The sequence below is a fragment of the Enterobacter sp. BIDMC 27 genome (assembly GCF_000534415.1).
Taxonomy (GTDB): Bacteria; Pseudomonadota; Gammaproteobacteria; order Enterobacterales; family Enterobacteriaceae; genus Enterobacter; species Enterobacter hormaechei_C.
The window spans coordinates 3,189,317-3,212,613 of sequence record NZ_KI973178.1; the positions used below are offsets into that span (position 1 = coordinate 3,189,317).

Genomic DNA, 23,297 nt, shown 5'->3' on the forward strand with positions numbered 1-23,297 from the left:
GGCGAGTATTACACTGTCCGTCAATTTTAACATGCAGTGGACAGCACGGGTTTTCCATCATCAGGTCCATCTTCCTCTGGCCTGGTTTGATGCACGCAGTAAGGGGAGTATTAATGCTCGTTTTGAGGCGGTAGATACCATCCAGCAGGCGCTGACTACGCAAGTGCTGGAAGGTATTCTGGATGTGTTGCTCGTGGTGACTGCGCTTTGCATGATGCTGCTGTACAGTCCTGAAATGACATTGATCGCCGTACTTGCAGCCATTTTCTATGGTGTGTTGAGGGCACTGTGGTATCCGTCCCTTCGACAGTCGGCAGAAGATGCCTGGGATGCAGGTGCCAAGGAGTCCGGGCATTTTCTTGAAACACTCAACGGGATCCTCAGCCTGAGAATTAACGGTGTGACGGCACATCGTGAGGCCGCCTGGCTGAATCTCAACGTTGCCCGCAGAAATACGCAGTTGCGTCAGAGCCGTCTGCTGATGTGCTATGACATTGCTCACACTCTTACCGGCAGCGTGGTATCAGCAATCATTTTGTGGAAAGGCGCCGGGGAGGTATTGAATGGAACCTTCACCGTCGGCATGCTGGTTGCTTATTTATCCTATCAGACGCGTTTTTCTTCCAGTATCAGTAGCCTGACTGATAAGTTTTTTTCCTGGCGTATGCTCGATGTTTACAACGAACGACTGGCTGATATTGTACTGACCCCGACAGAAGGCCTTCAGCAACAGCCTTTTCGTGAGCATAACAACGCTTCGCACATTCCTTCTGTATCCCGCAGGGAGATGGATGAATATGCTCATGCTCCTCTAGTACTTGAGCACATCATCTTCAGCCACAAGGGAGGGGAAAATCCGATAATCGGCGGGGTGTCGCTGACACTCAATCCCGGAGAAGTCGTTGCCATTACAGGTAAATCCGGATGCGGGAAAACGACACTGGTGAAGCTTATCCTTGGGATCCACATCCCTGATGAGGGCAGGATCAGGGCATTTGGCATATTGCATACGCATCCGTATTATTTTCAGGTTCGTCAGCGTATCGGTACCGTACTGCAGGATGACCATCTTTTCAAAGGTTCTGTAGCAGATAACATTATTTTTTTCAGTGATGACCGAAATTATGAACGAATGATCCAGTGCGCAAGACTGGCACTTATCGACAGCGATGTTATGGCAATGCCGATGGGGTATCAGACGCTGATTGGTGAAACCGGCGGAGGGCTTTCCGGAGGACAAAAACAACGCATTCTGCTGGCAAGGGCGTTGTACAAGAAACCGGGATTCCTGTTACTGGATGAAGCGACCAGCCACCTTGATGTTGAGAGTGAAATCCGGATAAGCCAGACCTTACGTCAACTGGGGCTTCCTGTTCTGCTGATAGCCCATCGCCCGGAAACCATAGCCTCTGCAGACCGGGTTTTGTATCTGGCAGACGGCTACTTAACGGAGCTGAATCTCCAGCATACAGTCAATAATGGCGAGTCTGTTTGTGAATATACTAATGACGTGATGGCAAAAAATTAACCTTAACGTACATAATTTTCGATATCCAAACTTACCCCTATCTGGAAGATCTATTTGTTGACGCTGCCGAACGTGGCGCAGGGGCGGGTAAAGCGCTTATCGACGCCCTGATCGATGAGGGTAAGCGGGAAGGGTGGTCAAAACTCTACTGGGTAACCCGCATGCACAATCCGGCGCGTAAGCTGTATGACCACTATGGTGAAGCCGACGATTACGTCCGGTACCGAATCACCCCTTAACCGGGTTTGTATCACACTGTATCTGCGTCTGTGATACATACACAGGTATGCAACAAAGCCGCATCCGCACACATCTCCTATACAAACGCATGGTGATATATCTCCGTCAACTGAACTCACCCGGAGATAACATCATGTTTAATAAACTCGCATACTCAGCCGTCGCCCTGACCGTTTCACTTGGCACCGTGATGTCCTGTCAGGCAGAAGCGACGGGTAAGGATTACGCGTCGGCTTTTAACCAGGTTAAACAGATTAACGCTGGCGATTTGAACGTCGGTTACGTCGATATCGGGCCAAAAGAGGGGCAACCGGTGATCCTGCTGCATGGCTGGCCGTACGACATTCACAGTTATGCTGAAGTGGCCCCCGCGCTGGCCGCAAAGGGGTATCGTGTCATTGTGCCGTCCCTGCGCGGGTACGGCACCACGCGCTTTATTTCTGAAAAAACGCCGCGAAACGGCCAGCCTGCGGCGATGGCAAAAGACATCGTCAACCTGATGGACGCCCTGAATATCAGACAGGCGGTGTTTGCCGGTTATGACTGGGGGGCGCGTACGGCGGATATCGTTGCGGCGCTCTGGCCGGAACGCGTGAAATCGCTGGTCTCGGTGAGTGGCTACCTGATCAGCAGCCAGGCGATTGGCAAACAGCCTTTACCGCCGAAGGCAGAGGTTCAGTGGTGGTATCAGTTCTATTTCGCCACGCCGCGCGGTGCGGAAGGCTATGCTAAAAATACGCACGATTTTGCCCGGTTGATTTGGTCCCAGGCTTCGCCTGACTGGAAATTCAGCGATGCCACCTTCAATGCGAGCGCCAAATCCCTCGATAACCCGGACCACGTTGCCGTCACGCTCAGTAATTACCGCTGGCGTCTGGGGCTGGAGAAGGGGGAGCAGAAATATCACGCCTACGAACAAAAGCTGGCTAAGCTGCCGAACATTACGGTGCCGACCATCACCATCGAGGGCGGTAACAACGGGGCACCACATCCTGCACCCGCAGCCTATGCGGGGAAATTCACCGGAAAATATGAGCACCGTACTTTCGGCGCAACGGTTGGCCACAACCCGCCGCAGGAAGATCCGCAGGACTTTGTTAACGCGGTTGTCGACGCGGATAAGCTCTGATATGTGCTATTTTCAATCCGTTACCTCTTAATCAGGGAGCCTGCGGTGGAGCATATTGATCACATCCTTGTCGTCGATGACGACAGGGATATTCGTGAGCTGATTGTCGATTACCTCGTGAAATCCGGCTATCACGCCTCTGGCGCGGCGAACGGGAAAGAGATGCGCGTAGTGCTCGACAAACAGCATATCGACCTGGTGGTGCTGGACGTGATGATGCCCGGCGATGATGGCCTGACGCTGTGTCGACAGCTGCGCAGCAGCAGGCATAAGGATCTGCCGATCCTGATGCTCACCGCGCGCAACGAGGACACGGACCGCATCCTGGGGCTGGAGATGGGCGCCGACGATTACGTGGTGAAACCGTTTGTGGCCCGCGAACTGCTGGCGCGTATCAAAGCTATCCTGCGTCGTTTTCGTACTATGCCGCCTAATCTTCAGGTGACCGAGGCAGGGCGCCTGGTGGTGTTCGGGGAATGGCAGCTGGATACCGTGGCGCGTCATCTGATTGATAACGAGGGGATGGTTGTGGCGCTCAGCGGGGCGGAATATCGCCTTTTGCGCGTATTCCTCGATCATCCTCAACGGGTGCTGACCCGCGATCAGCTGCTGAACCTGACGCAGGGACGTGATGCCGAGCTGTTTGAGCGTTCGATTGATCTCCTGGTGAGCCGCGTGCGACAGCGTCTGAATGAAGATGCCCGCACGCCCGCCTACATTAAAACCGTTCGCAGCGAAGGCTACGTTTTTACCATGCCGGTGACCATCGTCGAGGCCAATGAATGACGCTGTGGCCCCGCACCTTACTGGCCCGGCTGCTGATCATTGTGCTGCTTGGACTCTTGCTGGCTAACGCACTCAGCCTGACGCTGGTCATGGTTGAGCGAATGCGCAGCGCGCGTACGGTTATGCTGGGCAATCTTGAGAACGACGTGGCGACCAGCGTGGCCATTCTAGACCGGCTTCCGGCCAAAGAGCGGCCAGAGTGGCTGGAACGGCTCAGTCGCGGTAATTATCGTTATATCCTTGGCCCCGGCGAGGCAGGCGCCGCGCCAACGGACAAGCGCTCGCGGGACGCGATTCGCACCCTGAAAGAGACGCTTTCAGCACAATATCCGCTCCACTTTACGGCGGTGCCGGGGCCGATTTCCCATATTCAGGCCCATCTGACGCTCCGCGACGGCGCACCGCTCACCATCGATCTGATCCCGCGCATGCCGCCTGTCGCCAGCTGGTTGCCCGTGGTGCTGGTTCTTCAGCTGTTACTTGTCGCGCTCTGCTCCTGGATTGCCGTGCGCCAGGTTGTCCGGCCCTTCCTGCAATTCACGCGCGCGGTTGATTCCCTCGATCCTGCGGCCCATTCTCCGATGACTGAAAAAGGTCCGGTTGAGGTGCGCCAGGCAGCGCACGCTTTTAATGAGATGCAGTCGCGGATACAGACCTATCTGCGTGAACGCGCGCAGATTCTGGCGTCCATTTCTCACGATCTCCAGACGCCCATCACGCGCATGAAGCTGCGGATCGAAATGGCGGATCAGCCCGAACTCCGCGATAAGCTGCTGAGCGACCTGGATAATATGTCGAGCCTTGTACGGGAAGGGATTGCCTATGCCCGGTCATCAGAATCCCTGGAAGAGACCACGCTGAAGCTGGAGTTGAACGCGTGGGTTAACAGCATCGCCAGTGATTATCAGGACATTGGTAAAAACGTGCAGTTTCATGCTCGCAATGCGCGTCTGCCGATCGTCACTCGTCCCCAGGCATTGCGCAGGGTAATGACCAACCTGCTGGATAATGCGCTGAAGTTTGGCGATAGCGCGGTAATAGAGATTGATGAAGATGAAAGGCAGGTCGCGATCCGCATTATGGATAACGGCCCTGGCATTCCGGAGGCAGAACTGGAGGCGGTATTACAGCCGTTCTACCGGGTTGAAACGTCGCGCAACCGGGAAACGGGCGGCACCGGGTTAGGCCTCGCCATTGCCGCGCAGCTCACCGCCCAGCTTGACGGGAAATTGCATCTTGCAAACCGGGCAGAGGGAGGGCTGGCCGTAAGCGTGATCCTTCCGCGCGGTTAATTGTACGCCTGTGTATCTGCACGCCGCGCCGATACGCAGGCAGACAAAATTCAGCTTTTCGCACACGGCCTGAACACATTCGTACGGTGAAATGACCTCACTGCACCTTCGCAGCAACCGTATCGTGAGGTCGTTATGTTTCTGATAATCGCTTTTTTAGGCGGCATGATTAGCCTGCTCAGTCCGTGCACGCTTCCCGTCATTCCTCTGCTGTTCGCTGGCTTTCAGGGGCAGCGCAAACACATTCTGGCGCTTCTGGCGGGAATGATTGTGATGTTCACGTTGGTGGCGATGGTAGTAACGGTTGCCAGCGAGTGGATCGCTGACGCCACCATTATCGGTCGCTGGATTGCGCTGTTGGTACTGAGCATTGCCGCCCTGGCCCTGATCTTTCCGCAGTTCGCTCAGCGCATTGCCCGCCCGGCGGTCAGCGCGGGAAACGTTCTCAACACCCACAGCATGCAGCGACGCGGCCTGGTTTCGGCTTTTCTGGCAGGGCTGGCCGTCGGGCTGCTGTGGTCCCCCTGTGCCGGACCGATTCTCGGGGCGATCTTCAGCATTAATATTGCGGGCCACTCGGCTATCGCAACCGGAGCGCTGTTAGCCGCTTACGGTAGTGGGTGCGCGTTGATGCTGGGGCTGCTTGTCGCGGGGGGCCGTAAGTTGATAACCCCTCTGAGAGCCAAATCCGCATTGATGGCGCGTTTGCGTCAGGGAGCGGGAGTGATGATGTTAGCCGCCGTTGCGTTCAACGCCAGCGGGATGACCTCAGCCCTGAAAGGTGCCAACGGTATTGCCGACCAGCTGGAAAATGCCCTGTTGAGCCTTGCGCAACCCACCTCCACGCAGGTGAAACTGCAACCGGTCGCTGACACGATGCCGAGCAGCCAGCTACCGTCATTAAGCGGCGGTACGGGTTGGGTTAACGGTGACCCTGTCACGTCTGGGGCCTTGCGCGGGAAAGTTGTGCTTATCGATTTCTGGACCTGGGACTGTATCAACTGCCAGCATACGCTTCCGCATGTGCGTGACTGGGCGAAGAAATATCAGTCTGAAGGTCTGGTAGTGATTGGCGTCCACACCCCGGAATACCCCTGGGAAAAGCCGTTATCATCGGTGAAAAACGCGGTCAACAAATGGCAGCTGCCGTACCGCGTAGTGACGGATAATAACTACAAAATCTGGAGCGCGTTCGGAAATCAGTACTGGCCAGCACATTACTATTTCGATGCGAAAGGGCAACTGCGTTACACCGCGTTTGGCGAGGGGAACTACGACAAGCAGGAGGCCGTAATTCAGCAGTTGCTCAAGGAAGCGCGTTCCTGATCCGGCTTACGGAACCCGCTGAGCGACCATAAACAGGCGCGGAAAAGCCAGCAGTATCTGCCCGTTCTCCTGGAGCGGATACTGCTCTTCCAGCAGCTCAAGGTAGCGTTTCAGATAGTTTTTCTGCTCGCTTTCGTTGAGTTCCTGTAACCACGGGCGTAACCCTGTCGCGCTGACCCAGTCAATAATCGCCTGATGAGAGCTCATCTGATGGAAGTAAGTGGTGCGCCAGATATCCACGTCGCATCCCGCTTCCGTCAGAATATCGTAGTAGGCATGGATACCCGGCAATGGCTCGCGGCCACGATCGGGGTAGCCCTGTTCCCAGGCAACTTCACGCATCAGGGCGTGCGTCGGCTCAAGCCAGTTGTCAGGCATTTGCACCGCCAGCACGCCGTTTAACTGGAGCAGCGAAACCAGGTGTGGCAGAAGGTGGTAATGGTCCGGGATCCATTGCAGTGAGGCGTTGGCGTAGATCAGGCTGAGCGGCTGGTCAGGTTTGTAGTGCCGGATGTCCGCCTCAACAAAGTGGCAGTCTGGCAGGGCCTGTCGGGCTTCCTCCAGCATGGCCGGGGAATTATCCACGCCGGCGATCTGCGCAGAAGGCCAGCGCTGTTTCAGCAGCGCGGTGCTGTTGCCTGGCCCGCAGCCCAAATCCACGCCAGAGGTTATGTCAGCAAGCGGCACCCGGGCGAGCAACTCAGCGGCGGGACGTGTGCGTTCTGCGCTGTACTGTAGATAAAGAGAGGGATCCCAGTCGGCCATTTTCGCATCTCCATGTTGAGGTGTTCAGCAAGGATAGCACAGGCAAATACCTGCGCCGGGGGAGGTATCTGGCTAATGGTGAGATTATAAAATGCCTTTCAGGGCCAGGTGATAGAGCAGCATGATGGTTTTTCCGTCGACAATCTGCCCATTTTCAATGCCCCGAAGCGCGTCGTCCAGCGTCATTTCCAGTACGTCGATATCTTCTCCCTCTGCTTTAACGCCTCCGCCCGCGCTGGTCCGATCCTGCGGGTGATATTCCGCCAGATAGAAGTAGAGTTTCTCGGTAACCGAGCCCGGGCTCATATAGGCCTCAAAAATTTTCTCTACGCGCGTCACCTTATACCCGGTTTCTTCTTCCGCTTCGGCCTTAATCCGGCTTTCCGGGTCAAGGTTATCGAGCAACCCGGCGGCCGCCTCAATGAGATCCTCTTCGTGACCATTTATAAACACCGGGAAACGGAACTGACGCGTCAGAATGACGGTTTTGCTGTCGCGATTATAGAGCAGGATCGTCGCGCCATTCCCCCGGTCATACACTTCACGCTCTTGTCGCTGCCAGTCGCCATCGCTGCGCTGGAGGTCAAAAGTATATTTTTTCAGGTTATACCAGTTGTCGGACAACGTTTCGCTGTTGATAATGCGTATATCTGCACGTTTTGATTGCACGTTTGGCTCTCCTCTCGTAGAGTAAGCATCATAAACAGCACTATCGTGCAAATACAAGGCATATCGTGCAACAACAGGAATAATTCATGCTCACAAGCCAGCGTAAACAGTTGATTCTGGAAAAACTGGAGGCGGAAGGTCAGGTCCAGTCTACTGCGCTCAGCCTCTTTTTCTCGGTGTCTGAGGACACTATCCGCCGGGATTTACGTGAACTGGCGGCAGAAGGGCGTTTGCAGCGTGTTCACGGCGGCGCACTGCCAGCATCGTCAGCGATTGCGCCTTTTGCCGAGCGTCAGTCCGTTAAAATGGATGCAAAAAAACGCGTGGCACGGCGAGGCGCGCAGCTTATTTCACCGGGGCAGGTGGTGATCATTGATGGCGGGACGACCACCTCCGAACTTATTACGTTCTTACCACCCGATTTACGGATAACCGTGGTGACGCACAGCCCGGGTATCGCTTTGGGGCTGGTCGACCATCCATGCATAGAGGTGATCCTGATTGGTGGTCGTTTGTATAAACACTCCATCGTCACGGTCGGCGCGGCCGCTATTGAAGGCATCAATAATATTCATGCGGATCTGTTCTTCATGGGGGTCACCGGCGTCCATCCTGAGGCCGGGCTGACCACCGGAGATTACGAAGAAGCGTGCATCAAACGTGCATTTTCCGGCAGAGCGGCGGAAACGGTGGTATTGGCCTCACCGGAAAAGATCAACACGGCCTCGGCGTTTGTGATTGGCGACCTGTCGCTGGTGAATACGCTGGTTGTTGAAAACACAACGGATGAACGCTGGGTGAGCGCTCTGAAAGAAAAGGGCGTTGCGGTGATCGCAAGCCAGTAAATATCTGCTTTTTTGCCAGCCTGACCGCGTGGCTGTCAAACAGACAAAGGTTATCCTTCACGCGGATTTCTAGACTAAGGCTTTCATCTGTTTAAGGACAAGCCATGAAAGCGGTCTCCATTCTGACGTGCGGCGCGGACCCAACCGCGCAACGCCTGTCAACGTCTGCCATTCAGCAGGCCATAAATAGCGCTCATCAGAACGATGTCATTGTTATTCCGCAAGGCCGTTTTCTGACCGGAGCACTGTTCCTGAAAAGCGGTGTTTCGCTTCGCCTGGACGCTGGCGCACAGCTCGTTGGAAGCCAGGATCTGGCTGATTATCCGTTGATAAACACCCGGGTGGCGGGCATTGATATGCGCTGGCCGGCAGGCATTATTAATATCATCGATTGTGAAAACGTCAGTATTACCGGTACAGGCACGATAGACGGGCAGGGTGTTATCTGGTGGCGACGCTTCTGGGGCGATGACGAGCGCAGCGGCATGGTCGGCGATTACAGCGCCAGAGGATTGCGCTGGGTGGTTGATTACGACTGTCAGCGCCCGCGCAATATTCTGGTCTTTGAAAGCCAGAGCATTCTGCTGCGTGATGTTACCAGTCGGGAGTCCGGATTCTGGAACGTGCACCTTTGTTATTCGCGCCATATCACGGTTGAGGGCATGCAAATCAGCAATTCTGCGGGGCCGAGCACCGACGGGATTGATATCGATTCCTGTGAACAGGTGCGGGTTGAACGCTGCATTGTTTCCTGTAATGACGACAATATCTGCATAAAATCAGGACGAGGACGCGAAGCGGCGCAAAAAGCACGTACCGCACGGGATATAGTGGTTCGCGGTTGTACGCTGAATAAGGGGTCCGGGATCACGCTGGGGAGCGAAACCTCAGGCGGCATTGAACGCGTCCTGATAGAAGATAACGCGTTTAACGGTACGGGCGTCGGGTTTCGCATTAAGTCGGCCCGCAACCGGGGCGGGTTTATCCGTGATATCACCGTCCAAAATTTACATCTTACGGACGTACGTTTTCCGGTGCTGATCCAGCTGAACTGGTTTCCGCAGTACAGCTATGGCGACCGGGGAAATTTATCTGATAAACCAGAACACTGGCGCAAGCTGGCTGAAGGTGTTGAGGGCGAAGCCGGTCTTACTGCGGTCAGCGGACTGACGATTAAAAATATGACGGCGCGTCGCTCAGACAACAAATATTTCTCGCGGGCATTTTTCATTGAGGGGTATCCGGAGCGTCCTGTGACCGGGTTAACGCTGGACGGAATTTTGATTGACGCGTCAGAGTTCGGGAAAATTTCCGGTGTGGATGGGTTGCGCTTTAAGGATGTGCAGGTGACTGCCGTGGAGAACACGCAAGACCGTAACGACAGTTATGAGCGTTGATGGCATATGGACATAATGCGCTGAATGAGCAGAACAAGGATGGGTCCGAAACGGCTGGATTTGTTCTTAATTAATCTTAGTGCGCATAATGTATATTATGTTAAATGAGATATTATGAAGCCTATCCCTCGTCAGATAAGCCCATCGCATTCCACCCCTTCCCTTTGCCTCTACTGAGGAAGCCGGAGAAACAGTGTCCGTTCCTGAGTCTGCGATGCTTTGAAACCATGGTGGATATAAAACGCTTTGGCTTCCTCAGTGAGTGCATGAACCATGATCGCTCGCACCCCGATATTCTCAGCTACCCGATAACAGCGTAAAACCGCATCGTGGAGTAAATCGGCTCCCAACCCGTTTCCGCGTAACGAGACATCCACAGCCAGACGGGCAAGTATAATCACGGGTATGGGATCCGGCATGTTACGCCGCAGATTACCTGTCGCTTGCGTATGGTTAACGCTCCCGGTAGCCAGAGAGTAAAATCCCGCGACCTGCTTCGTGCCCGTTTTACAAACGACAAACGTTCGGGCTGCGCCGAGCGCCTGGTTTTTCAGACCTCTTTGTTTTAGCCATTCGTCAAGCACGGCCTCTCCACTAACGAACTCCGCCAGTTGATGGACGCTGGATAAGGGCTCTGGTGCTGTTACACGTCCCACTGTGGTTTCCTTGCCAGCAGTTTTTCTATGGCAGGATCGTCCGCGACCGGGGCATCGAGCATGTCAATGAACTCTGCGTACTGTTCATCGTTAAAATTGAATACACGTCGATCGAGGATCACATTCTCGGCTGCCTGACAGGCCATCTCCAGAATGAAGTCTGTACGTGATTTATGGAGGATCTCTGCGGCGGCATCGATAAGCGCCCGCTGGGATTCTTTGGCTCTGAGATTGAGTTGAACATCTGATTTCATAGGTATACCTCTTGTATAGCAATTGCTTTACAAGGATAGCATAAGCGCTGTGTATAGCAATCGCTATACAGAACCCTTAATCATGTCTGACCTCTCCACACCGCATATCGCAAGAATTTGCTCTCTCAGCCAGCGGTGACCAGGGTCGCGTTCCATTCTTGGGTGCCACATCTGCGATACCGTAATACGACGGCTTTTGAACGGCAGCTCGAACAGATGTACCTGGTCCGTTACCTGCTGATTGAGTAAATAGAGCGCGGGTATCATGGTGATAAGATCCGATTCCAGCGCCACGGAGAGCGCCGTCGGAAATCCCGGTACGACGCTGGCGATTTTACGTTTTGTCCCCAGTTCGGCCAGCGCATCGTCAACGGAACCGTGCAACGCGCCCTCGGGTGACGCAACCACATGGCCCCAGGCGACATAATCCTTCACGCCTATTTCTGCCTGCTTAGCCAGCGGGTGTCCCTTACGCACGACGCCCACAAACCGATCCTCAAACAGTCGTTGCAGCCGTATTTCAGGCCCCATATTGCTCTGGACGCCAATCTCCAGATCAACCAGCCCTTCCCGAAGATAGCGCGACGTTTTTTCCGGCTTAGGCGCAAAGCGTATACAGACGTCCGGCGCGGCGTCGGCCACAGCCGCTATAAGCGCAGGCCCAAACGCCACCACAAAACCATCGTTTGCTCTGATGGTAAAAAGGCGCGCCAGACTTTGCGCACTGAACGTTTCAGTTGAGGGCTGCAATACCGCCCTCGCCTCGTGCACTGCACGCCTGGCGCGATCCCGGGTCGCTTCGGCCCACGGGGTCAGTACCATGTTACGCCCGGCGCGCACCAGGATCGGGTCGCCTGTAACGTCGCGTAACCTGCTTAATGTCCGGCTCATGGCCGAGGTGCTGAGGTTCAGACGACGTGCTGCACCTGCGACACTCGCTTCGCTCAGCAATATGTCGAGTGCAATCAGTAAATTAAAATCAGGATCGGTCATAGCGCTCATTCCTGTTCATTCAGATAAGGCGTTTCGTGCAACGAGAAAGTGTAAATGGTGCGCCTTCCGCCCTGTAAAAGCCATCTTTATAGTTTTGTCATCCATACACTCTTCTCAGAGGACAACATGATGATGCTCTTTTCCAGTCAACCCGGCGACGAAGGACTGCCTGGCCCGGCGCGCGCACGGGTGATGGCCGCAATTATGACCACCACCTTAATGGGCGTGTTTGATGGCACCATGATCAACATTGCCCTGCCCTCCATGGCTCAGGAGATGCAGGTACCTGCCAGTATGGCCGTCTGGTTCGCCAACGGGTATCTGCTGGCGGCTGCGATGACGCTGGCGATATTCGCGGCGCTTGCGGCCCGCCTGGGTTATCGCCCCGTATTTCTGGCAGGTCTGACGACCTTTACTCTGACATCGCTGGGTTGCGCGCTGGCGAATACACCCGAAGTGCTTATCGGTATGCGCGTGCTTCAGGGGATCGGCGGCGCGGCGACGCTGAGTATTGCCCCCGCAATCCTGCGGTCCGTATTTCCCGGGCGATTGCTTGGCCGCATTCTGGGGTTGCACGCCCTGCTCATCGCCTCCAGCTCCGCTATCGGCCCGGTATTGGGCGGGACGATCCTTCACACCCTGAGCTGGCAATGGCTGTTTGCGATAAACGTTGTTCCCGGCACCCTCGCCTTACTGCTGGCGGTCAAAGCGCTGCCGCGGGATGCGGTTCGAAAGCAAGCGCCTTTCGACACCCCGGGCGCCATATTGTCGGCGCTGCTGTTGGGGTCGACGATCATGGCGGCGAACAGCCTCCAGAACGCGACTTATCACCTTGGCAGTCTTTGCTGGACAATGCTCGCTGCGCTGAGCGGCATGGCGTTTATCTGGCAGATCCGCCGCGCGGATAACCCCTTACTGCCGCCGATGATGTTTAAAAATGAACGTTTTACCCTCGCGGCCTTCACGTCGATGATTGCTTTTGTCAGCCAGGGGATCACCTTTATTGCGCTGCCCTTCCTGTTTCAGAGCGAATACGGCTACAGCCCGGTGTTGTCTGCCCTGCTGTTTACGCCGTGGCCGCTAGGGATCGTACTGATTGCGCCGCATGCAGGCCGGTGGGCAGACACGATTTCAGCCCCGGCGATATCCACCCTGGGGCTGATGATTTTTGTCGTCGGTTTGATCCTGCTGGCAACATTACCCGCCCGCCCTTCAGTGTGGGATATCTGCCTGCGGAGTCTGGTGTGCGGAGTGGGGTTTGGCTGCTTTCAGAGTCCCAATAACCGGGAAATGCTTTCCAACGTTATTCGTGAGCATGCGAGCTATGCATCCGGTGTTTTATCCATTATGCGCACGTTCGGGCAGTGTCTTGGCGCCGCCGCCGTGGCCGTTCTGCTGGCCGCAGATGAAAGGTCAATTCATGTTGCGCTGTGGGTCGCCGCCGCAGCTTCTGCGGTAGCGGTCGTCGTCAGCGCGAGCCGGTTGCGTAAAATCACTCATCCTGCGGAAACAGGATGAGCACAAAAATATAACTAAGCGCTACTCCAGCGCCAGCAGCGCAAAACTCGCCAGCCAGTGGCCGCCGCTGTAGTGACTGCCGACAACATGCTCCACGCTTGCCGAGAGATGGCGCGCAACGGCATCCTGTAACGCCTGTTGCGCCGGGTGGTTTTCCGGCAGAGCACGGGCAATGTGCTTCATACACCACGCGCGGCTGAGGTTAAGCCCGTCCAGATGTGCGATTTTCGGGTCGGTGCGGTCGCTTACCTCAGCCGGGTTCATCAGCGCTGAAACGGCACCCACTTCAGGCAGAAACGCATCGAACCAGGCCGGGAAATTCTCTACCACCTTACTCATCAGTAACGCCTCGGTCAGCGCCCCGGAGATATACTCGTCGCCGCCCGGCTCATAATGCGCCGGATATTGCGTGTCCGTATGATAAAAGCGCGTCGCCGCGTCCAGGATAGCCTGTTCAAGCCCGTCATCCGTCACCGCCCGGGCATAATCCAGCCCCAGCGCGAGCGCAAACGCCGTGTTGTAATGTGTTCCGACGCGGATGGGATAGGTGAGCTTGCTGAGGTAATCCACCAGCCGCTGGCGAATATCCCGCGTTAACGGTTGCAGCGTCTGGTACCAGCGCTCCGCCTGTGGCAGTGACGACTGTTTCAGCTCCTGCGCCAGCGCCAGCAGCCAGCCGTAGCCATAAGGCCGCTCAAACGACGCGCGGAACGGCGCGGTAAAATAGGCCAGCTCCTTCGCCACCTTCTCGTCGGTCAGGTGTTCTTCGAACAGAGTGATGATCTCTTCCCGGCACGGCAGTTCGGGCCAGAGACGCAGGCAGCGCAGCAGCAGCCAGTAGCCGTGCACCGCAGAGTGCCAGTCAAAACAGCCGTAAAAGATCGGGTGCAGCTCGCGAGGCGGCAGAACGTCGCCGTCATCGTTGAGCAGATGCATAATGTGGTTCGGGTATTCCTGACGTAAATAGGTCAACGGCATTCTGGCGAAGGCGTCAGCCTGATGTTGCGTTAATTCCATTGCAGCTCCTTAGCGAAACACGAGGAAATACATTAAGAACACGTTCACCACCAGCAGGGTTAACGCGGTCGGGATCTGGATCTTGATAACCTGATATTTGTCTTTTAGCTCCAGCAGCGCGGCGGGCACAATGTTGAAGTTGGCGGCCATCGGCGTCATCAGCGTGCCGCAATAGCCTGCGTACATACCGATAGCCAGCAGCGGCGCCGGGTTACCGTGATGGACGTTAATCAGGAATGGCAGAGCGATACCGGCGCTTAACACCGGGAAGGCTGCGAAGGCATTACCCATGATCATGGTAAACAGCGCCATCCCCACGCAGTAAATGACCACCAGCATGAAGCGGCTGTCCGGGTTCACAAACAGGCTGACCACCTTTTGTACCGATTCGCCGGTATTCGCCACCACAAACACCCCGCCGAGCATGGCGAGCATCTGCGGCAGGATCACCGCCCAGCCAATGGTATCGACCAGCCGACGCGACTGACGCACCGCATGCAGCGGCGTACCTTTTGTCAGCCACCAGCCGGTAAGGATAGCCGCCACGCAGGCCACGCACAGCGCCGCCAGCGTAAGCTGTTTCTGGTCGAGCAGATAAACGCCGCCAATCGACACGCCTTTCAGAAACAGCGTCCCGATGACCGTTACCACGGGGATCATCAGTGCCGGTAAAAACAGCCAGTTTTTCAGCCGGTTCGACGAGGCAACACGCTCCTCCTCGGTGGACATTTTATAGTACCCCTTCCCGACCAGCCCGAAACCGGCCAGCAGCGCAATCACGATAACGGCCCCGCCAATAATGCGATACGCCAGCGACTTACCCAGCTCCTGCACCATCAGATCGCCAAACAGGAAGATCCCGCCGAACAGAAACCAGAACAGCGCCGTGGTATAGCGTTTTGGGTTAGCGCGATCGCGAAGGGTCATCACAACCAGCAGCATCACGACGAAGCCGATCAGGTAGTACACGCGGTTAATGGTAATGAGGGTCATCATGGTGCGATCTCCTGCGTACCCTGCTCTGCTTTCCAGGCCATCACGTCGCGACGAATGCTGGCGTCGAGGCGCAGCAGACGCGTCATATGGATGATCAGTGCCGCAATAGCGGTCGGAATGGCCCACAGGCCGATATGCAGCGGTTCGATCCCCTCGATCCCGTTCTCTTTCAGGAACGCATCAATCAGCAGTACCGCGCCAAAGGCGATAAAGATATCTTCCCCAAAGAAAACCGCGATATTGTCACACGCGGCGGCATGGGCTTTGATTTTGTCGCGGATAGTCTGCGGCAGTTCGCCGTATTCATTCAGGGCCGCCCCTTCCGCCATCGGCGCCAGCAGCGGACGCACCGTTTGCGCGTGGCCGCCAAGGGACATCAGGCCCAGCGCAGCCGTCCCTTCGCGGGCGACAAAGTAGAGCATCAGGATACGCGCCGAGGTGGCGCTGGCGATCTTCGCGACCCAGGCCTGGGCGCGCTCTTTCAGCCCGTAATACTCCAGCAGGCCAATCACCGGCAGGATCAGAATGAAGGTGGCAAGCGATCGGCTATTCACGAACTTTTCGCCAAAGGTTTCCAGCAGCATACCGAAATCCATGCCAACCAGCAGGCCCGTCGCCAGCCCCGCCACCACGACAACCAGCAGCGGGTTGAAACGCAGTGCAAAACCAATAACCACCACCGGAATCCCGATAAGTGGCAACAGTGTAGAACTGTCCATAAACGTTACCCTATCCAAAGTGAGCGTTGCGCGCCGACGGCTATTTTTTATACTTCGCAGCAGAGCGAAGCCGGTGCATTACGGCGCGCGATGTTGTGTTTTGCGTCAGGCTCCACAGAACCTGCACTAAAAAGCTATATCTGAACGTCAAAAACATGTAAACAATTTATCAATAAAATGTTCTTATTTTATCGACGGGTTTACATTTCGGGGGAAGGATCGTTATGACAGTAAAGAAAAAGACGACAGCGTTAAACCACGACGATATTGCGGACGGGCGAATCGTCTCCTCCCGTCATCTCGTCTCAGAGCGGTGTGCTGAATTATCAGAGCTGGAATATGCGCTGATCATGACCAGCAATGCGTTTAACAAATGGATGGTGCGCTGCATGACCGCTGCGGGTGAACCGGATATGGGGGCCTTTGACGTTTCGCTTCTGCACCACGTGAATCACCGCAACCGCAAGAAAAAGCTGGCCGACATCTGCTTTGTGCTGAACGTGGAAGATACCCACGTGGTGACGTATGCGCTGAAAAAGCTGGTCAAGGCGGGATATGTCACCAGCGAGAAAGCCGGAAAAGAGCTTTTTTTCTCCACCACGGAGGAGGGAAAAGCGCTGTGCATGAAGTACCGGGAGGTGCGGGAGGCCTGCCTGATCAACATTCATGCGGAAAGCGGCATTCCGGGTGCATCAATTGGCGAGACCGCGCAGTTACTCCGCGCGATCTCCTCCCTGTATGATACCGCCGCACGCGCGGCGGCCTCGCTTTAAGGACGGCGGAAAAGCGTCATACTCCGCCCGGCCAGTTCATAATCGACGGATTCCGTGATGATTTCCCCTGTGGGGGCCTCATCCGCCGTCGAAAGCTCCAGCACCCAACCCCCTTCGCCAAACTGCGGGATCTGGAATGGCACCGTGCCTTCAAACGGGTTAAACAGCATCAGCACGTCGTGCCAGACGCCCTCTTCCTGCTCAAGATCGGGACGGCTGATGGCAAGACCAAGGGTGGAACCCTCGTCCCATTGTTCCGACTGCTGCGGTCCGCCACCGGCGTTAAACCAGCGGATCTCCAGCCCGTCGCGCCAGTTTTCACGTCGCAGCAGCGGCTGCGTCGCGCGCAGGGCAATCAACCGACGGGTAAAGTCGCGCAGCTTCTCGTCGTTTTCAGAGAGCCCTTTCCAGTTTACCCAGGAGATCTCGCTGTCCTGACAATAGCCGTTATTATTGCCCTTTTGCGTCCGGCCAAACTCATCGCCAGCCAGCAGCATCGGCGTACCGTGCGAGAAGAAGAGCGTGGTGAGGAAGTTGCGCTTTTGCCGCTCGCGGGTGGCGATGATATCCGGATTCTCCGTCGGCCCCTCTTCGCCGTAGTTATACGACCGGTTATCGTTATGTCCGTCGTTATTATCTTCCCCGTTATCGGCGTTATGTTTCTCGTTGTACGACACCAGGTCGTTCAGCGTGAAGCCGTCATGCGCGGTAATAAAATTGACGCTGGCCCACGGACGACGCCCGCGCAGATCGTACAAATCACCGGACCCTAACAGACGGGCGGCAAAATCGTTAGAGACGTTATCCCCCTTCCAGTATTCACGTACCGTATCGCGGTATTTGTCGTTCCACTCACCCCAGCCAGGCGGGAAGCCTCCCACCTGATACCCGCCGGGGCCGATATCCCACGGCTCACCGATGAGCTTCAGCTTCGACAGCACCGGATCCTGGGTCACGGCATCGAAGAAGCCGCCGCGCGGATCGAACCCCTCCGGCTCACGTCCGAGAATGGTCCCGAGATCAAAGCGGAAACCGTCAATCTGCATCGATTCTGCCCAGTAACGCAGGGAGTCCATGACCATCTGCAATACGCGCGGGTGTGAAGTATTAACGGTGTTTCCGGTGCCGGTGTCGTTGATGTAATACCGGTGCTGATCCGGCATGGTGCGGTAATAACAGAAGTTATCAATTCCCTTAAACGACAGGGTTGGCCCCAGCTCGTTGCCCTCCGCCGTGTGGTTATAGACCACGTCGAGGATCACCTCGATGCCCGCGTCATGATAGGCACGCACCATGTCGCGGAAACCCTGGATCCCCGCCGGGCCGTAATAGCGGGACGCTGGCGCAAAGAAACCGAGCGAGTTATAGCCCCAGAAGTTTTTCAGGCCGCGATCGAGCAGGTGCTGATCGTCAGGGAACCAGTGAACCGGCAGCAGCTCGACCGAGGTAATCCCGAGGCTTTTGATGTACTCCACCGACGCTTTATGCCCCATCCCCTCAAACGTACCGCGCAGTTCAGGCGGAATAGCCGGGTTAAGCTGGGTAAAGCCTTTTACGTGGCTCTCATAAACCACGGTATGCGGCCACGGGATATCGGGTCGGCGGGAGTCTTGCCAGTCGACGGCATTGGGGTCGATGACCTTACATTTGGGCGTAAACGGCGCGCTGTCTCGCGTATCAAAGCTGAGATCCAGCTCATCGTGTCCCAGCTCATAGCCGAAGTGGGCATCGTTCCACTCAATGTCACCCACCAGTTCACGGGCATAGGGGTCAATAAGCAGCTTATTGGGATTGAAGCGGTGACCGTTCTCCGGATCGTAAGGGCCATACACACGGTAACCATACAGCGCCCCCGGTTTCAGATCCGGCACATAGCCGTGCCAGACCTCATGGGTATATTCCGGCAGTTCCAGGCGGGCTATTTCTGTTTTTCCCGAAGGATCAAACAGACACAGCTCTACCCGCTCCGCATGGGCGGAAAACAGAGCGAAGTTCACTCCTTTTCCGTCATAATTTGCGCCCAACTGTTGGCCATGACCGGCCCGAATTTCAAACGTTGTATCCTTTGGCATTTTTGTTCTCCTCGATTAGTCGCAGGTAAGCAGAACCAACAAACATCCCTTTTCAGACGTTAAATCCAGCGTCTCTGGCAGAAGGCGACGCTCACCGGTAAACAGATCCCGGTAGTACTTCCCGGCCAGCTCCTGGGGTATGGCCACCATAGTATTGGCCCACAGCATCGCATTGTCGGTGACGTCAAACACCAGACGCGGCACGGCGACGATCAGCGCCTCGTCATCTTTTATGCGGGCATAAACGATCAGATTCTCTTCCCGCTCGCCGGTCACCTTCAGCGGCAGCCAGTCGCCGTAGCGGAAAAGCGCGGGGTAATGCGGCCGCAGCCGTAACAGCGTGGCGGTGACGTACTGCTTCACGCTGCCGTCTCGCCAGCGTTGCGCATCGTTAAAAATGGTTCCATCCGCTACGCTGAGGTTTTCCGCCAGCGCGGTGAAATCCGGTTCGCGGCGGTTATCCGGGTCGACCAGGCTGAAGTTAAGCCCTTCGCTGCCCTGGTAGATGTCCGGTACGCCTGGCGCAGTCAGCTTGATCACCGTCTGGCTCAGGCTGTTCATTAACCCAGCCCGAATAAACGGCTGGAGTGCGGCACTGAAATCACGCAGGAACAGGGTGTTATCCGGGGAGAGCAGATGGCGCACGTAGTCCAGCACCACGCTCTCGTACCCTTCGTTGCTGTCGATCCAGTCGGTACGCTGCTTGGCCTCGCGCAGGGCTTTCTCAATAAAGCCGAGGAAACGCTCTTCCAGTGACTTAAGACCATCACGATCGTCTGGCGACAGCGTGGCTGGCCAGACGCCCGCCAGCGCCTGGAAGATCATCCAGGTGTCGGCGGCGTTCGGCGCGGTGCCGTCGTTGAGGAATCGAACCTGCGTCTGGTTCATCTGGCGCCAGCGCGCCAGGTTTTCCCCCCACAGATCTGGCGCTTCCGTCAGCGTGTATAGTCGCGCTCGCGCATCCTCGCCGCGTTTGGTGTCGTGGGTGGAGGTTCCCAGCAGCGCATCGGGCTGGCGGGCAAGACGAATGCGCATCTCCTGGTGAAAACGGGAAAGTGAAAATGCGCGCGGCGTCGGGTCGGCGCCGACTTCGTTCAGGGCCAGCTCCAGGTTATGGCGGAAGAACAGCGTATCCTCTACCGATTTCGCCATCAGCGGCCCGGTCAGTTGCTGAAAATGGGTGCGGAAAAGCGAGGCCAGCGCGTGGTCATCCTCCGGCAGATCGCCGGTAAGAATACGCACGATCAGGCTGAGAGCGGGTTCAGAGGCGTTGACGCTGGCGACCACGCGGCTGAGCAGCGCCACATCCGGTGGCGTCAACCCCTCTCCGGTGCCGTAGGTGCGATACACCGGAAACGCGATAAGCAGCTCGCGCAGGGCATGGCGGATATCCTCATGCTCCACTTCGGCGCCGTTATGCCCGGCCAGCTCGCTGGCGATTTTGAGCAGCGTGGTAAATTCACCTTCAAAATTACGATCGGTCATCAGCCCTTTGGCTTTGCGAAGTTCCGCCTGCCTGTCCACGGTCGTACCCAGCGTCTCGTCGTAGAGCGTCTCCAGTCGAGAGAGGTTGGTATCATCCACCAGCACTTCCGCCAGAGAGGCAATAAACTCATAGCCCGTTGTACCCGAGACCGGCCACTCCGGAGGAAGCTGTTCCCCTTTGGCGAGGATCTTCTCTACCGTGATGTAGCAATCCGGTCCGGTCGCCGCACGCAGGCGCTGCAAATAGCCCAGCGGATCGGCAAGCCCGTCCACATGGTCAATGCGCAGGCCATCGACAACCCCGTCGTGAACAAGCTCAAGGATCAGGCGGTGCGTGTCTGCGAAGACCGCCTCATCCTCTACCCGCACGCCGACCAGCCCGGTGATTTCAAAAAAGCGCCGCCATGAAAGCTGTTTCGGCGCTTCCCGCCAGGACATCAGCCGCCAGTTTTGCGCCTCGTGGATCTCAGCGATGCTCTTGCCTTCGGCATACGTGCCGGGATTAAGCGGATAGGCGGTATCATAGTAAACCAGCGCCGCGCTGTTGGTGACACTGTCACGTTTTAAGGTGATAGCCCCCCGCTCCAGCTCGGCTTCAAAGGTGTCGCCAAGAAACGGCAACGTCAGCGGTCGGGACCAGTCGATATCAAAATATGCCGCATAGCGGCTCTGCCTGCCTTGTTCTATAACATCGCGCCACCAGCGGTTTTCCAGCGAGGTCGACATATGGTTAGGAACGATATCCAGAATCAGCCCCATCCCCGCCTGCTTCAGCGCTGCCGCCATGCGGTCAAACCCTTCCCGCCCGCCAATCGCCGGGTCGATTTCGTTGGGGTCGGTCACGTCATAGCCGTGGGTGGAATCCGTGGTTGCGGTGAAAACAGGCGACGCGTAAAGATGGCTAATTCCAAGGTCTTTCATATACGGAATCAGGTCCACCACGCGATCGAAGGTCATGCCGTTGCGAAACTGAATTCGGTAAGTAGAGGAAGGGATCATAGCGCTGCTTCTCCATCAGCTAAGCGAACAACAATGCTGTTTGGCGGCAGGTTATCGACTGCCTCCGGCCAGCTAAAGATCGTTTTTCCGGGCAGGTTCGGTAAGGCGAGCGGCTTTTTGCCGATATTCAGCGCCAGCGACAGCGTACCGGACGGGAAACGCCAGCTCACGGCAACCATGCCGAGCGCCGTTTGCAGGACGTTACCCTCCACGGCGCCCCGCTGTTTCAGTAGCGGGACGATAAAGCGCTGACGCAGCGCAATCAGTTCGCGCGTAGCGTGCAGCCACGCCCTGCCTTCCTCCGTGTCTGCCTTGTTCCAGTCAAGCTTCGACTGCATAAAGGTATTTACGTCATTGGGGTCCGGTACGGTTTCATCGTGCCCGGCATGGCCGGTAAACTCTTTCGCGCGCCCTTCCCGCACGGCTTTCGCCAGGTCGCCGTGGAAGTCGGTGAAAAAGAGGAACGGATGCGTTTCGCCATACTCCTCGCCCATAAACAGCAGCGGAATATGGGGCGACATAAGCAGCGCCGCAAACAGCACACGCGTTTTATCCGCGCCTGCCAGAGAGATAAGCCTCTCCCCCTGGGCACGGTTGCCGACCTGGTCGTGATTCTGAATAAAATCGACAAAAAACTGAGGAGGTTGCTCGCGACACTCTACCCCGCGCGATTTTCCGGTCTGAAGCGAGATTTCCCCCTGGTAGACAAAGCCCTCTGCCAGCGCCCGCGCCAGTTTTTTCTCCGGCTCAAAGGCAAAATCCTGATAATAGGCATGCGATTCCCCGGTCGCGAAGACATGCGCGGCGTTGTGAAAATCATCATTCCATTCGGCGGTGAAAAGCGGCGTCTGACCATGCTCATCGCGCGGATGCAGGAAAATCACGTTGCGACTGTCTTCGGTGGTCAGATGAATATGCCGATCCGGAAATGCGTCGCGGATCCGTTGCGCTATTTCGGGAAGAATATGGGTCTCAGCGTCGTCATGGATCTGGTCGATGGCGTCGAAGCGCAGACCGTCAAGATGATACTCCGAGAGCCAGAATAACGGCGCCTCGGCGATGTATTGCCGGACGGCCTCAACCTCATAGGCAATACCGTTGCCCCACGGGGTCATACGATCCTGATGGAAAAACGCTGGCGAGAGCAACGGCAGGTAATTACCTTCCGGGCCAAAGTGGTTGAGTACGATATCCAGCACCACGGAAAGCCCGAGCGCGTGGGCGGCATCAATGAAGGCATGAAAATCATCCGGTGTGCCATAAGCCGAGTGCGGGGCATACAGCAGTACGCCGTCATACCCCCATCCGCGCGCGCCCCCGAACTGGGACACGGGCATCACTTCCAGTTGCGTAATACCCAGCCCGGCCAGATAAGGCAGTTTGTCGATGGCCGCCCTGAAGGTTCCTTCCCCGGTGAAGGTGCCGATATGCAGCTCGTAGATCACCGTCTCTTCCCACGGTCGTCCTTGCCATTCCCGCTGAGTGGGCTGGCTGCGACGCGGGTCGATCACCACCGACGGGCCGTTGACGTCAGCCTGCTGCGCGCGTGAGGCCGGATCCGGCACCGCCATTCCATCCTGTAAAACAAACTGATAGGTCGTACCGTGCCTGACGCCGGGCACGTCAATCTGAAACCAACCGTCGCCCACCGCCGCCAGGGGAATGTCGGTATCGGTTAAACGTAATGTGAGATCTTTCTGCCCTTCTGCCCAGACGCGAAAACGTACAACGTCATCGGAAATAAACTCAGCACCCCAGTGCCTGCGACATGTTCTGAATTCCATTCATTGTCCTCGAATGACCACCTTTTACGCGGAACGAAATACAAGCTTAGACCA

General features: G+C 56.4%; 20 protein-coding genes and 1 pseudogene. 10 read left to right on the plus strand and 11 right to left on the minus strand.

What is annotated here, in order from left to right; genetic code table 11:
• Position 1 precedes the first annotated feature (1 nt).
• From L463_RS07645 to L463_RS07625, 6 genes and pseudogenes are all read left to right on the plus strand, one after another.
• Positions 2-1,528, plus strand: a pseudogene (locus L463_RS07645) (peptidase domain-containing ABC transporter); the annotation flags it as partial.
• Between the two features lie 11 nt (positions 1,529-1,539).
• Positions 1,540-1,767, plus strand: coding sequence for a GNAT family N-acetyltransferase (locus L463_RS0122835; RefSeq protein WP_254909581.1), 228 nt, complete (start codon positions 1,540-1,542; stop codon positions 1,765-1,767).
• Between the two features lie 134 nt (positions 1,768-1,901).
• Positions 1,902-2,897, plus strand: coding sequence for an alpha/beta fold hydrolase (locus tag L463_RS07640; protein ID WP_032103014.1), 996 nt, complete (start codon positions 1,902-1,904; stop codon positions 2,895-2,897).
• A gap of 45 nt (positions 2,898-2,942) precedes the next feature.
• Complete coding sequence (locus L463_RS07635; protein WP_022651194.1) at positions 2,943-3,683, plus strand: response regulator; 741 nt, start codon at positions 2,943-2,945, stop codon at positions 3,681-3,683.
• A complete protein-coding gene (locus tag L463_RS07630; protein WP_032103010.1) occupies positions 3,680-4,975 on the plus strand; it encodes an ATP-binding protein in 1,296 nt (431 codons plus the stop codon). Before L463_RS07635 ends, L463_RS07630 begins: the two co-directional genes overlap by 4 nt.
• Positions 4,976-5,110: 135 nt before the next feature.
• Positions 5,111-6,301, plus strand: coding sequence for a cytochrome c biogenesis protein/redoxin (locus L463_RS07625; protein WP_032103009.1), 1,191 nt, complete (start codon positions 5,111-5,113; stop codon positions 6,299-6,301).
• 6 nt (positions 6,302-6,307) lie between these two features.
• Here L463_RS07625 and tam read toward each other — a convergent pair whose 3' ends face one another.
• Together tam and L463_RS07615 are read right to left on the minus strand one after the other, a co-directional pair.
• Positions 6,308-7,066, minus strand: a complete 759-nt coding sequence (gene tam / locus L463_RS07620) for a trans-aconitate 2-methyltransferase (protein ID WP_023296628.1) — start codon at positions 7,064-7,066, stop codon at positions 6,308-6,310.
• Positions 7,067-7,150: 84 nt separating this feature from the next.
• On the minus strand, positions 7,151-7,735 hold the full coding sequence (locus L463_RS07615; RefSeq protein WP_017382349.1) for an NUDIX hydrolase: 585 nt from the start codon (positions 7,733-7,735) through the stop codon (positions 7,151-7,153).
• Positions 7,736-7,821: 86 nt separating this feature from the next.
• On the opposite strand from L463_RS07615, the gene L463_RS07610 reads away from it, so the two are divergent.
• Positions 7,822-8,580 (plus strand): DeoR/GlpR family DNA-binding transcription regulator, encoded by a 759-nt coding sequence (locus L463_RS07610; protein ID WP_015570520.1) that lies wholly within the window; start codon positions 7,822-7,824, stop codon positions 8,578-8,580.
• A gap of 104 nt (positions 8,581-8,684) precedes the next feature.
• Positions 8,685-9,977, plus strand: coding sequence for a glycoside hydrolase family 28 protein (locus tag L463_RS07605; RefSeq protein WP_023296629.1), 1,293 nt, complete (start codon positions 8,685-8,687; stop codon positions 9,975-9,977).
• A 170-nt stretch (positions 9,978-10,147) separates the two neighbouring features.
• Here the strand turns inward: L463_RS07605 and L463_RS07600 are convergent, their stop codons facing one another.
• From L463_RS07600 to L463_RS07590, 3 genes are all read right to left on the minus strand, one after another.
• Positions 10,148-10,633, minus strand: a complete 486-nt coding sequence (locus L463_RS07600) for a GNAT family N-acetyltransferase (RefSeq protein ID WP_003857133.1) — start codon at positions 10,631-10,633, stop codon at positions 10,148-10,150.
• Positions 10,621-10,887, minus strand: coding sequence for a type II toxin-antitoxin system TacA family antitoxin (locus L463_RS07595; RefSeq protein WP_003857131.1), 267 nt, complete (start codon positions 10,885-10,887; stop codon positions 10,621-10,623). The genes L463_RS07600 and L463_RS07595 overlap by 13 nt, the downstream gene beginning before the upstream one ends.
• Before the next feature lie 63 nt (positions 10,888-10,950).
• The gene (locus tag L463_RS07590) at positions 10,951-11,880 is read right to left on the minus strand and encodes a LysR family transcriptional regulator (RefSeq protein ID WP_023296630.1); all 930 of its coding nucleotides are present in this window, start codon (positions 11,878-11,880) and stop codon (positions 10,951-10,953) included.
• A gap of 129 nt (positions 11,881-12,009) precedes the next feature.
• Here L463_RS07590 and L463_RS07585 point away from each other — a divergent pair, with 129 nt between their 5' ends.
• Positions 12,010-13,398: an MFS transporter gene (locus L463_RS07585; RefSeq protein ID WP_032103005.1), complete on the plus strand. Its 1,389-nt coding sequence runs from the start codon at positions 12,010-12,012 to the stop codon at positions 13,396-13,398.
• 21 nt (positions 13,399-13,419) lie between these two features.
• On the opposite strand, the gene L463_RS07580 is transcribed toward L463_RS07585, so the two are convergent.
• From L463_RS07580 to L463_RS07570, 3 genes are read right to left on the minus strand one after another with little or no spacing between them, the layout of a single operon-like run.
• Positions 13,420-14,415, minus strand: a complete 996-nt coding sequence (locus tag L463_RS07580) for a DUF2891 domain-containing protein (protein ID WP_015570513.1) — start codon at positions 14,413-14,415, stop codon at positions 13,420-13,422.
• Between the two features lie 9 nt (positions 14,416-14,424).
• Positions 14,425-15,411: a DUF979 domain-containing protein gene (locus L463_RS07575; protein ID WP_023296632.1), complete on the minus strand. Its 987-nt coding sequence runs from the start codon at positions 15,409-15,411 to the stop codon at positions 14,425-14,427.
• Positions 15,408-16,130, minus strand: coding sequence for a DUF969 domain-containing protein (locus L463_RS07570; protein WP_003857121.1), 723 nt, complete (start codon positions 16,128-16,130; stop codon positions 15,408-15,410). The genes L463_RS07575 and L463_RS07570 overlap by 4 nt, the downstream gene beginning before the upstream one ends.
• Before the next feature lie 224 nt (positions 16,131-16,354).
• On the opposite strand from L463_RS07570, the gene L463_RS07565 reads away from it, so the two are divergent.
• The gene (locus L463_RS07565; RefSeq protein ID WP_003857118.1) at positions 16,355-16,903 is read left to right on the plus strand and encodes a winged helix DNA-binding protein; all 549 of its coding nucleotides are present in this window, start codon (positions 16,355-16,357) and stop codon (positions 16,901-16,903) included.
• Here L463_RS07565 and glgX read toward each other — a convergent pair.
• From glgX to treZ, 3 genes are read right to left on the minus strand one after another with little or no spacing between them, the layout of a single operon-like run.
• Positions 16,900-18,975: a glycogen debranching protein GlgX gene (glgX, locus tag L463_RS07560; protein WP_032103003.1), complete on the minus strand. Its 2,076-nt coding sequence runs from the start codon at positions 18,973-18,975 to the stop codon at positions 16,900-16,902. The two genes, L463_RS07565 and glgX, sit on opposite strands and share 4 nt — an antisense overlap.
• Before the next feature lie 15 nt (positions 18,976-18,990).
• A complete protein-coding gene (gene treY, locus L463_RS07555; RefSeq protein ID WP_032673218.1) occupies positions 18,991-21,459 on the minus strand; it encodes a malto-oligosyltrehalose synthase in 2,469 nt (822 codons plus the stop codon).
• Complete coding sequence (treZ, locus tag L463_RS07550; protein WP_032103001.1) at positions 21,456-23,243, minus strand: malto-oligosyltrehalose trehalohydrolase; 1,788 nt, start codon at positions 23,241-23,243, stop codon at positions 21,456-21,458. The genes treY and treZ overlap by 4 nt, the downstream gene beginning before the upstream one ends.
• Positions 23,244-23,297: the final 54 nt, after the last annotated feature.